Consider the following 12613-nt stretch of genomic DNA (forward strand, 5'->3'; position numbering starts at 1 on the left):
ACCGCCTCCGACTTGGTTGCTCGAGATCGTCCTCGGTCGGAGCAATCATGAGAAGAAGGTTCCTGATCATCGGCTCATTCGCAGCCATCTATTTGCTATGGGGTTCCACCTACTTCGCCATCACGCTGGGCCTGAAGTCCATCCCGCCATTCCTGTTGATGGCGCTTCGCTCGTTCTGCGGCGGCGTTGTGTTGCTGGCGATGAGCGGGGGACAGGTCGCGAGCGTGTCGTGGCAGGCATGGGCCTTGGCGAGCCTGTGCGGACTGCTGTTCTTCGTCGGCTGCCACGGTGTGCTTGCCTTCGCACAGCAATCGGTTCCGTCGGGCGTGGCAGCAATCGTGCTCGCCACGATCCCGTTCTGGATCCTGCTGATCGACCTCGTGGTCCCTGGCGATCAGCGACCGAGGCCCGTGGCCCTGCTCGCACTCGCGCCGGGCTTCCTGGGCGTGGGACTCGTGGCATGGCAGAACGTCGAGCAGGCCGGCATCAGCATTCTTCCCGTCGTCCTCCTGCTGGCTGCAGCCTTGTCGTGGTCAGCGGGGACCGTGCTGTCCCGGCGCATGTCCAGCCAGACGTCCGCGATCCTGCTATCAGGCATGCAGCTATCGATTGGCGGTGCGGTGCTGTTCGCGATCAGCTGGCTGACGGGCGAGATCGAAAGCTTCAGGCCGGGCGACGTCTCGTCGACGTCGCTTGCAGCGGCGTTATGGCTGATCATCTCGGGCAGCGTGATCGGATTCGTCGCCTACAACTGGCTGCTGGAGAACGTCTCGACCTCGCTGGTGTCGACCTATACTTTCGTCAATCCGGTGATCGCGGTGCTGCTCGGCACTGTCGTGCTGGGCGAGCCGTTCTCGCCCATGATGCTGCTCGGCGCGGGCCTCGTCATCGTCTCTGTCATCGTGATCTGGCGCGCCGAACGCTCAGGGAGCGGACGGACGATAGATGAGGCCGATCGGGGCATCAAACATCTTGCCCTGCGTAAGACCTGATCTTCGCGGGCGGCAATTTTCTCCAAGTCATCCGCGATCCGGTCGTGCTGATCTGCCGACAACAGGAGATCGACATGACCGAATTTGCGAGATTGTTGCACGCCGACGGACCAAATCCGGAGCATGCCGCAGCGCTCCAGCTCTATGGCCGCTTCGTCGGCGACTGGCGTGCCGAGATCACGGCCCATGGCACCGATGGAGCGAAACATATCGCACCGGGCGAGATCCATTTCGGCTGGGTGCTGGAGGGGCGCGCCGTGCAGGACGTCTGGATCATCCCGCGGCCCGCGGGCAGCCCGGCCTTTCCGGTCGCGGGCAATTGGTACGGCACGACGCTGCGGGTCTACGACCCCAGCATTTCCGCGTGGCGGATTTCCTGGTTCGATCCGGCGCGCTGCGTTTTCCGCCAGCAGATCGGCCGCGCACGCGGAGCCGACATCGTGCAGGAAGGCGTGACCGAAGCGGGTGAGCTGATGCGCTGGAGTTTCACCGAGATCACCGAGGACTCCTTCCATTGGCTCGGCGAGGCCAAGCCTGCCACGGCAGCCGAGTGGCGGCTTGTGGTCGATGTGAGGGCGACGCGGCGGTTACGGCAAAGCCGCGATCTGCGCCGGCATCGTCAGTAAGCCGAGAAGACGGCGCTGTTCTCGCAGACCGCGGCCGATTTCTACCGGCTCGATCTGCCGTCATGACGAAAAGAGGGGCCGGGATGTGATCCCGCCCCCTCTTCGTCGTGGCCGCTGGGAAGCGTCCTTGAAACCGTGCTGTTAACCGGCGCCCATCAGCGAAGCCGGACGACGCTCGCCGGTGGAGACGAATATCTTCTTGAGCTTGTTGACGACGCGGATCAGGAAACCGATCATCACCGGATTGGTCTTGCGGCAGAACGCAATCTTCTTGACGTAGCCCTCGACGTGCCATTTGGCATGGGCGCCGTCGCGGAAGTAGATGACGTCGCCGGGACCGTAGCGCTTCGGCGGCATGCCGTCGCTTTCGAGCACGATCGATCCTTCCATGATCATGATCGTCTCGTCGACGTCGTAGTACCAGTTGAAGCGGCCTTCGGTGCAGTGCCAGATGATGGTCGAGGCGGTGCCATCGGCGCTGGTCGACAGGATATGCGAGCGCGATACCGGGTTGCCCTCGATGATCCAGGACGGCTCGATCGGCCGCAGCTCGAGGTCCACATTGCAATTACCGACTTCAATCAATGCGCGCGACATCTGCTTCCCCAGGGAATAAATAATATGTGTGCCGGGTCTCGGCCCGGATCGTTTCCAAAGATGTTGGGACGCTAGTGGCCGGCTTTTAATTCTTTCTTACGCAGGCCCCGCAAATCAGCCGCAAGTTGCATGTGCAAAGCAGCTAGCGCGCCGATTTCTCTGCAAATCCGCGCACATGAACCCATCTTTTCCAGGGTGCGACAAAATGCGCGAAGCAGCCAAGGAGCCCATGCCGATGCCGCTGACGCCCAAGGTCCTCACAGCCAACGACGAGGTCGTCGCCTGGCTCGGCAGCCTCGATGTCTCCTTTGCGCCGGACCAAGAGAGTTGGTTCACGATCGACGGCATCGAGAGCCCCCGGCAGATCGGCAGTGACGGCGCCGGCGGAGCATTTGTCCTGCTGCTGTCGCGGACTGTGCTTTACGTCTCATCGGAAGGCCGCGCCGGGATCATCGCGGAGAACTTCGAGGCGATCGTCCAGCTCCTGATCGCTCGCCCGTACTGGCTCGACACGCGACGCGGCGGCGTGAACGCGCTCGACGCCGGCAGGTGGGCCTCTGGTGCTCACCACCGTCATGGCCGGGCTTCCGGCCATCCACGCCTTGCGGCACAAAGAACGTGGATGCCCGGGACAAGCCCGGACAAGCCCGGCCATGACGAGCAGCGACGCTACTTCGCCCACTCGCCCTTGCGGAACACCGGGACCTTGCTGCCGTCGGCCAGGATGCCGTCGATGTCGGTCTCGGCCGAGCCGATCATCCAGTCGATGTGGATCAGGCTCTGGTTGCCGCCTTGCGCTGCGATCTGCTGCGGCGTCAGCTGCGCGCCGTTGACGAAGCACTTCGAGTAGCACTGGCCGAGCGCGATGTGCGAGGCCGCGTTCTCGTCGAACAGCGTGTTGTAGAACAACAGCCCGCTCTGCGAGATCGGCGAGGAATGCGGCACCAGCGCGACCTCGCCGAGACGGCGCGCGCCCTCGTCGGTGTCGAGCACCTTGTTCAGCACCTCCGCGCCGCGCGAGGCCTTGGCGTCGACGATCTTGCCGTCCTCGAAGCGCACCGCGATGTTGTCGATCAGCGTGCCCTGATAGGACAGCGGCTTCGAGCTCACGACATGCCCGTAGACGCGCCGGCAATGCGGCGTGGTGAAGACCTCTTCGGTCGGGATGTTGGCATTGCAGCTGATGCCGTTCTTGGAGAGCGAGGCGCCGCCTTCCCATTCATGGCCGTCGGCCAGCCCAATGGTGAGGTCGGTGCCCGGTCCCGAATATTGCAACGCGCGGAAACGCTGGCCATTGAGCCAGTTGGTGCGCTCGCGCAGCACCGCATTGTGGCTCGCCCAGTTGCCGATCGCGTCCTCGCGGTCGACACGCGACGCCGCGAAGATCGCATCCGCGAGCTTGCCGATCGCAACGTCTTCCGGATCGTTCGGAAACACCTGCTTGGCCCAGGACGGGCTCGGATAGGCGATGATGTTCCAGTTGGTGTCGAAATTGACGATCTTCTCCAGCGCCGGCTGATAGGCCATCGAATTGGCCTTGCTGGCGCGCGCGACCTTGGACGGATCCTCGCCCGACAGCAGCATCGGATTGTCGCCGACGATGGCGAGCCGCGCGGTGTTCTCTGAGAACGCCTTGGCCATGCCCTCGTAGAGCCAGCCGGCGGCGCGGTCGAAACTCTCGTCGTGACCGTGGCGGTAGCGCGCCAGCGTCATCTCCTCGTCCGACAGGATCGGCGTCACGATGCCGGCGCCGGCCTTGTAGGCATGCACGGCGATCCGCCGCACCAGCGGCAGCGCGATCGCGGGCGCCGTCAAGAGCAGATCCTGTCCCGGCCGCAAGCCCAGGCCCACCTTCACCGCCACCTCGGCCAGCCGGTCGAGCTTCGCGGGATCGATGGGAGTGGCGGAATTGCGGTGATCAGTCATGCGTAATCCTCTGCCGAAAGTCTGTTGTTCAATCTAAGCCTAGCATCGCGAGACACAAGTGCGCGAGCGCCTTGCGACACATGAAAGATACGCAATTTCACCCATCTTGGTTTTCAACGCGTTGCGGATTTCAGCACCCGGTCCACCATGGCAGGCGCAAGACCGAGGTAATTTTTCGGTGAGGTGAGCGCCTCGATTGTGGCGCGGTCGATGCGGCTTGCGACGCGGGTGTCGGACGAGAGCGCGTCCGCCAGCGTCAGGCCCTTCTCGTTGGCAAGCCGGCAGGCGTCGTAGACGACGTCATGCGCCTCCTGCCGGCCGATCTGCGGCGCGAGCCCCATCATGACCGCTTCGGCCACGATCAGGCCGCGGCTGATGGCGAGATTGTCGTTCATCCTCGCCTCATCCACGATGAGGCCGGCGAGCGCAAATTTTGCCTGGTGCAGGGCGCCCGCGGTCAGCACGAAGCTTTCGGGGATCGCCATCCACTCGGCGTGCCAGGGACCGGTGGCGCGTTCGAAATCCTGCACCATGGCGTCCAGCATCAGGCCGGCATGCTGGCGCACCGCCTTGCTTGCCGCGAGCATCAGTTCCGAAGAGATCGGATTGCGTTTCTGCGGCATGGTCGAGGAGGCGCCGCGGCCCTTGACGAAGGGCTCATAGACCTCGGCGAACTCGGTCGAGGCCATGATCATGATGTCAAGCGCGATCTTGCCGAGCGAGCCGGTGACGAGCGCGAGGAAATTCACGGCTTCCGCAAAGCCGTCGCGCGCGACATGCCAGGTCGAGGCGGGCACGCCGAGCTTGAGTTCGGCGCAGAGCGCCTCCTGCACCTCAAGGCCCTTGTCGCCGAGCGAGGCGAGCGTGCCTGCAGCGCCGGCGAACTGGCCGACCAGGACGCGCGGCTTCAGTTGGTTGAGGCGCTCGGCGTGGCGGTCGAACATCGCGAGCCAGATCGCGGTCTTGTAGCCGAAGGTCACCGGCAGCGCCTGCTGGAGATGGGTGCGGCCCGCCATCGGCGTGTCGCGATAGCGCTTTGAGAGCTCCGCAAGGACTTTTCGGAGCTCGGCAATGTCGCGCTCGATGATGTCGAGCGCGGCGCGCAGCTGCAGCACCACCGCGGTGTCCATGATGTCCTGCGTGGTCGCGCCCCAATGCACGTAACGGCCAGCCTCGCCGCACTGCTTCACCATCTGATGCACCAAGGGGAGGATCGGATAGCCGACGATGTCGGTCTCCTGCCGCAGCAGATCGAAATCGAGCGCGGTGACGTCGGTCCGCGCCGCGATCTGGTCGGCCGCCTCTCGCGGGATCACGCCGCATCGCGCCTCCGCCCGCGCCAGCGCCACCTCAACCTCGGCGTAGCGGCCGACCAGCGCGACGTCGGAGAAAATCTCGCGCATCTCAGGTGTGCCGAAGGCGTCGCGGAACAGCATGGAGTCGAGCACGGTGGTGGAAGCGGGAAATGCGGGCATCGGCGTTTCTTCACGGTTGGTGTTTTGGGTGGAGGACAGCTTACGCAGGGTGCGCTGTTCGGCAACTGCGCTCCGTCGCCTCAACATGACGGGAAGAGTGCCTCGCGGCAGCCCAGCTCAATCGCCGCAGTCTCGTCGAGAGTGGTATTCCCCCTGAAATCCGCATGGCAGCCATCACGCAATCGTGCTGAACCCCGTCGACCCTTCGGCGGACTCACAGACTTCAAGTCGAAATCCATTTTGATTTCATCATTGCCAGATGTTGCCGTGAGGATTGAGTTTTCGACGTGCAGTTTCTGTTCCGGGATCACCTTCTCGACACCGACCGGCGCGAGCTGAGCCGCGAGCAGGTTCCCGTGGCCGTGGAGCCGCAGGTTTTCGATCTCGTCGTTCACCTCATGGAAAACCGCGATCGCGTCGTGAGCAAGGACGAGCTGATCGACAGGATCTGGCACGGGCGCAGCGTGTCCGAATCCACCCTGACCAGCCGGATCAACGCGGCACGGAAGGCGATCGGCGACAGCGGCGCAAACCAGGCCCTGATCCGCACCATCGCGCGCAAGGGCTTCCGCTTCGTCGGCGACGTCCAGATCCAGTTCGGCGCGGCCGAGTCCGGCCGTGTCGCCCCGGCGCAGCAGCTCACGCTCGCGCTGCCCGAACGGCCCGCGATCGCGGTGCTGCCCTTCACCAACATGAGCGGCGACCGCGAGCAGGATTATTTCTCCGACGGCATCAGCGAGGATATCATCACTGCGCTGTCGAAGCTGCGCTGCTTCTTCGTCGTCGCGCGCAACTCCTCCTTCGTCTACAAGGGCCGCGCCGTGCACATCCAGGAGGTCGCGCGTGAGCTCGGCGTGCGCTACGTGCTCGAAGGCAGCGTGCGGCGTAGCGGCGAGCGCCTGCGCATTTCGGCGCAGCTCAACGACGTCTCGACCGGCAGCCATCTCTGGGCCGAGCGCTACGACCGCGAGCTCGCCGACGTGTTCGCCGTGCAGGACGAGATCACCGAGGCAATCGTCGCCGCGATCGAGCCGCAGCTCTATGCCGCCGAGAGCTTTCGCGCCCAGCAGAAGCCGCCGGGCAGTCTCGATGCCTGGGACCTCGTGATGCGCGCGCTGTCGCATTACTGGCGCATCACGCGCGAGGACAACGCCGCGGCGCAAGGCCTGCTGGAGAAGGCTGTCGCGATCGATCCCGCCTATGGCAAGGCGCTCGGCCTGTTCGCAACCAGCCATATTTTCGGCGCGCATATGGGCTGGGCTGACATGGCCATGACCGTGCCGGTCGCCGAGCGCGCCGCGGTCGCGGCGGTGGCGGCCGATCGCGAGGATGCCTGGGCCCATCACGGCCTCGCCTACACGTATCTCTTCCGCCGCCGCTTCGACGATGCGCTGGCGGCGTTCGAGCTGGCCTTGCAGCTCAATCCGAATTTCGCGATGGCGCACGCCTTCCATGGCGTGACGCTGTGCTACGCAGGGCGATGGCAGGACGGCGATGCGGCTGCCCGCCGCGCGCTGCGGCTCAGCCCGCGCGATCCGCTCGCCGCGATCTATTGCGGCGTGGTCGCCTATGCCCAGTTCATCGGCCGCAACTATGAGGCATCCATGCAGATGGCGCGGGAATCGATGCGGCAGCGCGCCGATTTCGTCGGCGCCCATCGCGTGCTGACGGCCGCCGCCGGCATGTCGGGCGATCCCGAGCTCGCGGCCTCGGCGCTGCAAGGCCTGAACCGCGCCCAGCCCGGCATTTCGCTCGCCTGGATCACGCGCGAGCTGCCGATGCTGCGGGCCGAGGACCGAGAGCATTATCTGGAAGGATTGCGGCGCGCCGGGATGAGGTGACGCTTTCTCCCTCTCCCGCTTGCGGTGAGAGGGTGAGGGGGAGTTTCCGCAAGGCAGCTAGCAGTCAGACTCGCGGAGAGTCCCCCTCATCCGGATTGCATCTTCGACGCAAGCGGTCCACAGCGGGGAGGCGAAGAGCAGTGCGCGCAGCTACGCTACTCCTGCATCATCTCGCCGCTTCCGCCGAACTCGGCGGGAAAGTCCTTCAGCTTGGGCAGGCCGTCGCGCATCGGCAGCACCGTCTCTGCATAGTTGACGTGAACGCCCGGCGTGAACGCGAGCGTCGGGATGGTCGCGGTGAAGACGTCGATCAGGTCGAGCGGCGGATGGTTGGTCATGAGATGGCCGCCGCACTTCCTGCAATATTTGCGCTGGCTGAGCGGCGTCTTGGCAAAAGTCTCGACGTGCTGGGCGCCTTCGGTGATGCGCACCGCTTCGGGCTTCCACAGGCTGAAGGCGTTCACCGGTCCGCCCGACCACGAGCGGCACGATCGGCAATGGCAATAGCCCATCGCCGCCGGTTCTCCCGTGACCTCGATCGTGACCGCGCCACAGAAGCAGTTTCCGACATGTTTCATTGGGTCGTCTCCATTGAGAATGAGATTGGTGAGGCGAGCAGGCTGCCTGTTCCTGCTCGCCTGGTTCGTCGAAGAAGGGGCGAAGAGACGCCGCGCGCCTTCCTTTCGAAGGACGCGCGCGGTCGGACGCGATGGCTATACTGACCGGCGCCAGGGAATAAGCATCGACACCCGTTGTTTGTACTGCCGGTATTCGTCGCCGAAGAGACCGACGAGATCGTGCTCCTCAAGCGCGATGCCGACAAAAATGTAGATCGTGGTCACGGCCGCGAACAGCAGGTGGCCGAAGGTCATGACCGGCGCCGCCCAGAACGCGATGATGAAGCCGAGATAGATCGGATGACGGACGAACTTGTACAGCATCGGCGTCTTGAAGCGCACCAGTGCCTCCTCCTTGCCGACGAGATGGTTGGTGACCTGACTGAGGCCGAACAATTCGAAATGGTTGATCATGTAGGTGCTCATGAACACCAGCACCCAGCCGGCGAACGACAGCGTGACCAGCGTCACGGCGAGATCCGGATTGCCGACATCCCATACGACCGTCGGCAGTGGACGCCACTGCCAGAACAGGAACAGCAATGACAGGCTCGCGAACAGGACGTAGGTCGAGCGCTCGACCGGCTTGGGGACGAATTGCGTCCACCATGCCTTGAAGCGCTGGCGCGCCATCACGCTGTGTTGAACGGCAAACAGGGTCATCAGCAGCAGATTGATGATGACGGCTTCAGCCGTCGGCGTGTCGGTTCCGGTGTCGATCGTCTTCGGCACCACCAGCCCCATCACGAAGCCGATAGCGTAGAGAATGGTGACCAAAAACACGAGATATGCCGCAATTCCGTACAGAAAGGCGATGAACCTGAAAAGGCGTGAGCCCGCAATGTCCGGGCTGATCGAATGAACCTGGTGATCCATTTGGGTCATAGAACGCTCCGTTGCGCCGAGGCATCGGCAATTTGGTGTTCGCACCATGCCGGATCGGAGGCCCCCAGGCTTTTGCGGGCGGTTGATTTTCGCCTGAGACGACTTTGATTTTTGCTTGAGACGACGGAAACGTGCGATTTCTCTTTGAAAACAACGTGCTCGACGGCGACCTGCGGGAACTGACCTGTGACGGCGCTGCTGTGCCGCTGCAGCCGCAGGTGTTCGATCTGCTGCTGTACCTCGTCGCGCAGCGCGCCCGCGTCGTCACCAAGGATGACCTGATCAGCGCGATCTGGAGCGACCGCATCGTCTCGGATTCCGCGCTGAACAGCCGGATCAACGCCGCGCGCAAGGCAATCGGCGATGACGGTGCGGCGCAGCGGCTGATCAAGACCATCCCGCGCAAGGGCTTCCGTTTCATCGGCGAGGTCCGGGAAGAATCGGCAGCGCCGCTGGCGCCAGCCGAGCCCGCCCCTGCCCGGCCGCGCACTGCTGCGGACCGGCCGGCGATCGCGGTGCTGGCCTTCGAGAACATGAGCGGCGATCCCGCGCAGGACTATTTCGGCGACGGGATCAGCGAGGACATCCTCACCGCGCTGTCGAAGCAGCGCTGGTTCATGGTGATCGCCCGCAACTCGTCCTTCACCTATAAGGGACGCGCGGTCCATATCCGGCAGATCGCCGAGGAGCTCGGCGTCCGCTACATCGTCGAAGGCAGCGTGCGCAAAGCCGACAGTCGCGTGCGCATCACCGCGCAGCTCAACGACGCCACCTCAGGCAGCCATCTCTGGGCCGAGCGTTACGACCGCGAGCTGGTCGACGTCTTCGCCGTGCAGGACGAGATCACCAACGCGATCGCCGCGGCGATCGAGCCGCAGATCCACGCGGCGGAGAATTTCCGCAGCCGGCGCAAGCCGCCGGCGAGCCTGGACGCCTGGGACCTCCTGATGCGGGCGCTGTCGCATTACTGGCGCGTGACGCGGCAGGATCACGAGGCTGCGCAGGCGCTGCTCGAGCGCGCGATCGGGATCGATCCGAACTACGGACAGGCATTGTCGGTGCTGGCGGCGAACCACATGTTCGGCGTGCATCTCGGCTGGGCCGAGCTCGCCAGCGTGGCGCCGGCCGCGGAGGCCGCCGCGCTCGCGGCGGTGCGCTGCGACCATGAGGATGCCTGGGCGCATGCCGCACTCGGCAGCGTGTTCTTCTCGACGCGCCGGCTTTCGAATGCGCTGTCCGAGTTCGAGCAGGCGCTCGCGCTCAATCCGAACTTCTCGCTGGCGCAGGGGTATTACGCGCTGGCGCTGTCCTATGCCGGACGCTCACGGGACTCGTTCGACGCGGCGCAGCGGGCGATCCGGCTCTCGCCGCGCGATCCATCGCTCGCGATCTATCACGGCATCGCCGGCTATGCCCGCTTCACCGAGCGACACTATGACGAGGCCATCGCGCTTGCGCGCGAGGCGATCCGCCACCGCGGCGATCTCACCGGCGCCTACCGTGTGCTCGCGGTGTCCGCCGGAATGACCGGCGACAACACGCTGGCACGGATCGCGCTGGGCGAGCTGCGCCGCACCCAGCCCGGCATCTCGCTGCACTGGATCGCGACGCAGCTGCCCTGGGCCAACGAGGCCGACCGCGAGCATTATCTGGAAGGATTCCGGCGGGCGGGGTTGCGGTGAGACACCCTCGTGGCGTTGTCCATGGCCGACTTGTCTCCCTGACAAGACAAGTAAAAACGGACGCGCTGTACATTTTTTGTGCGAACGCTGTCGAGACTTTCATCTTGCGGCGCCGAATGGGACTGTGTGAGCTTCGATATCGGATGGGGACTGAGATGGGCCGGCCGTCGCTTCGCGCGCGAGGACGTCGCGAAGCGTTTGCGGCCGGCCGCGCTTGAGAAAGATACGATATGCCAAAACGAGTGTTGCTTGGTCTCCTCCTCGCTTGCGGCCTCACGGCCCCGGCGCTGGCGCAAGAGCCAAAAATGGGGGGCGTGATCAATGCCGTGATCCAGCCCGAGCCGCCCGGCCTGATGCTGGCGATGGTCCAGAACGGCCCGGTCCAGATGGTCTCCGGCAACATCTTCGAGGGACTGCTGCGCTACAGCCCGAAGCTCGAACCGCTGCCGGAACTCGCCGAAAGCTGGAGCGTCAGCGACGACGCCAAGACCTACACCTTCAAGCTCAAGAAGGGCGTGACCTGGCACGACGGCAAGCCCTTCACCGCCGCCGACGTCCTGTTCTCGATAGAGATGCTGAAGCAGACCCATGCGCGTGCCCGCACCAATTTGGTGCAGGTCGACAAGATCGAGACGCCGGACGACTATACGGTGGTCTTCACGCTGAAGCAGCCGTTCGGCCCGTTCCTCGGCATCTTCGAGGTCGGCTCGATGCCGATGGTGCCGAAACATCTCTACGAAGGCACCGACTGGAAGACCAACCCCTACAACAACGCACCTGTTGGCACCGGCCCTTTCATGTTCAAGGAGTGGCAGAAGGGCTCGTTCATCCGCCTGGTCAAGAACCCGAACTACCACGAAAAGGGCAAGCCCTATCTCGACGAGATCTACTGGCAGATCATCCCCGATGCGGCCGCGCGCTCGGTGGCGTTTGAGACCGGCAAGGTCGACGTTCTGCCCGGCGGCTCGGTCGAGAATTTCGACGTGCCGCGGCTCTCCAAGCTGAAGGACACCTGCGTCACCGGCGCCGGCTGGGAGTTCTTCTCGCCGCTCGCCTGGCTCTGGCTGAACAACCGTCAGGGCCCGCTCGCCGACAAGCGGGTGCGGCAGGCGGTCATGTACGCGATCGATCGCGATTTTGCTAAGGACGTGATCTGGAACGGGCTCGGCAAGGTGGCGACAGGCCCGTCGGCCTCGACCATCAGGTTCTACACCGACGACGTGCCGAAATACCCTTACGATCCGGCCAAAGCCAAGGCGCTGCTGAAGGAAGCCGGCTACAAGGGCGAGAAGATCCGCCTGCTGCCGCTCGCCTATGGCGAGACCTGGCAGCGCTGGGGTGAAGCGGTGAAGCAGAACCTCCAGGACGTCGGCATGAACATCGAGACGATCGCCACCGACGTTGCCGGCGGCAACCAGAAGATCGGCGATTGGGACTACGACATCGCGTTCACCTATCTCTACCAGTATGGCGATCCCGCGCTCGGCGTCGGCCGCAACTACATCTCCAGCAACATCGCGAAGGGCCAGGTGTTCAACAATGTCGAGGGATACTCCAACCCCGAGATCGACAAGCTGTTCGCCGACGGCGCCACTGCGACCCCGGATTCCAAGCGCAAGGAAATCTACGAGAAGGCACAGAAGATCCTGGTAGAGGATGTGCCGGTAGCCTGGATGCTGGAGCTGCAATTCCCGACCATCACGCGCTGCAAGATCAAGAACCTGATCACCACCGGCATCGGCGTCAATGACGGCTTCAAAGACGCATGGCTCGACAAGTGAGCCTCTTACCTCATCCCCGCTTGCGGGGAGAGGTCGACGCGCCCCGAGCGTGCGAAGCATCGTCTCGCGCGCGGCGGGCGAGGGGGTGCAGGTTCCTCGGCAACGTCCTGCCGTGGAGAGAGGCCCCTCACCCCAACCCTCTCCCCGCAAGAGCGGGGCGAGGGAGCGCACTGCCCCAGTGGCTCCAGGTC

The 12613-nt window shown here is 64.3% G+C and carries 10 protein-coding genes; 5 read left to right on the plus strand and 5 right to left on the minus strand.

The features are described 5' to 3' along the window. The first annotated feature begins 47 nt into the window (after nt 1–47). Nucleotides 48–992 (plus strand): EamA family transporter, encoded by a 945-nt coding sequence (locus ACVWY3_RS27465; protein WP_456841250.1) that lies wholly within the window; start codon nt 48–50, stop codon nt 990–992. 74 nt (nt 993–1066) lie between these two features. Continuing rightward, complete coding sequence (locus ACVWY3_RS27470) at nt 1067–1618, plus strand: hypothetical protein (protein WP_456841251.1); 552 nt, start codon at nt 1067–1069, stop codon at nt 1616–1618. 141 nt (nt 1619–1759) lie between these two features. Here ACVWY3_RS27470 and ACVWY3_RS27475 read toward each other — a convergent pair whose 3' ends face one another. The 3 genes from ACVWY3_RS27475 to pcaB form a co-directional block, all read right to left on the minus strand. Next, on the minus strand, nt 1760–2215 hold the full coding sequence (locus ACVWY3_RS27475; protein WP_456841252.1) for a cupin domain-containing protein: 456 nt from the start codon (nt 2213–2215) through the stop codon (nt 1760–1762). A 669-nt stretch (nt 2216–2884) separates the two neighbouring features. Further along, a complete protein-coding gene (locus ACVWY3_RS27480) occupies nt 2885–4141 on the minus strand; it encodes an aminopeptidase (RefSeq protein ID WP_456841253.1) in 1257 nt (418 codons plus the stop codon). 113 nt (nt 4142–4254) lie between these two features. Further along, nucleotides 4255–5616, minus strand: a complete 1362-nt coding sequence (gene pcaB / locus ACVWY3_RS27485; protein WP_456841254.1) for a 3-carboxy-cis,cis-muconate cycloisomerase — start codon at nt 5614–5616, stop codon at nt 4255–4257. 287 nt (nt 5617–5903) lie between these two features. On the opposite strand from pcaB, the gene ACVWY3_RS27490 reads away from it, so the two are divergent. After that, entirely contained in the window at nt 5904–7457 is a 1554-nt protein-coding gene (locus ACVWY3_RS27490; protein ID WP_456841255.1) for a winged helix-turn-helix domain-containing protein, read from the plus strand. Nucleotides 7458–7612: 155 nt separating this feature from the next. Here the strand turns inward: ACVWY3_RS27490 and ACVWY3_RS27495 are convergent, their stop codons facing one another. Together ACVWY3_RS27495 and mddA are read right to left on the minus strand one after the other, a co-directional pair. Beyond that, the gene (locus ACVWY3_RS27495) at nt 7613–8035 is read right to left on the minus strand and encodes a GFA family protein (protein ID WP_456841256.1); all 423 of its coding nucleotides are present in this window, start codon (nt 8033–8035) and stop codon (nt 7613–7615) included. 135 nt (nt 8036–8170) lie between these two features. After that, entirely contained in the window at nt 8171–8959 is a 789-nt protein-coding gene (gene mddA, locus ACVWY3_RS27500; RefSeq protein ID WP_456841257.1) for a methanethiol S-methyltransferase, read from the minus strand. A gap of 131 nt (nt 8960–9090) precedes the next feature. Between mddA and ACVWY3_RS27505 the strand changes: the two genes are divergently transcribed. Together ACVWY3_RS27505 and ACVWY3_RS27510 are read left to right on the plus strand one after the other, a co-directional pair. After that, nucleotides 9091–10641 carry a winged helix-turn-helix domain-containing protein gene (locus ACVWY3_RS27505; RefSeq protein WP_456841258.1) on the plus strand — a complete coding sequence of 517 codons (1551 nt, stop codon included), beginning with the start codon at nt 9091–9093 and terminating at the stop codon, nt 10639–10641. A gap of 230 nt (nt 10642–10871) precedes the next feature. Beyond that, entirely contained in the window at nt 10872–12422 is a 1551-nt protein-coding gene (locus tag ACVWY3_RS27510) for an ABC transporter substrate-binding protein (RefSeq protein ID WP_456841259.1), read from the plus strand. The last annotated feature ends 191 nt before the right edge of the window (nt 12423–12613 follow it).

The organism is Bradyrhizobium sp. USDA 4486, assembly GCF_054057995.1.

Excerpts from the sequence above, each read along its gene's own strand:
- ACVWY3_RS27465 (WP_456841250.1), top strand. The coding sequence starts at position 48 with ATGAGAAGAAGGTTCCTGATCATCGGCTCATTCGCAGCCATCTATTTG.
- ACVWY3_RS27470 (WP_456841251.1), top strand. The coding sequence starts at position 1,067 with ATGACCGAATTTGCGAGATTGTTGCACGCCGACGGACCAAATCCGGAG.
- ACVWY3_RS27475 (WP_456841252.1), bottom strand. The coding sequence starts at position 2,215 with ATGTCGCGCGCATTGATTGAAGTCGGTAATTGCAATGTGGACCTCGAG.
- ACVWY3_RS27480 (WP_456841253.1), bottom strand. The coding sequence starts at position 4,141 with ATGACTGATCACCGCAATTCCGCCACTCCCATCGATCCCGCGAAGCTC.
- pcaB (WP_456841254.1), bottom strand. The coding sequence starts at position 5,616 with ATGCCCGCATTTCCCGCTTCCACCACCGTGCTCGACTCCATGCTGTTC.
- ACVWY3_RS27495 (WP_456841256.1), bottom strand. The coding sequence starts at position 8,035 with ATGAAACATGTCGGAAACTGCTTCTGTGGCGCGGTCACGATCGAGGTC.
- mddA (WP_456841257.1), bottom strand. The coding sequence starts at position 8,959 with ATGACCCAAATGGATCACCAGGTTCATTCGATCAGCCCGGACATTGCG.
- ACVWY3_RS27510 (WP_456841259.1), top strand. The coding sequence starts at position 10,872 with ATGCCAAAACGAGTGTTGCTTGGTCTCCTCCTCGCTTGCGGCCTCACG.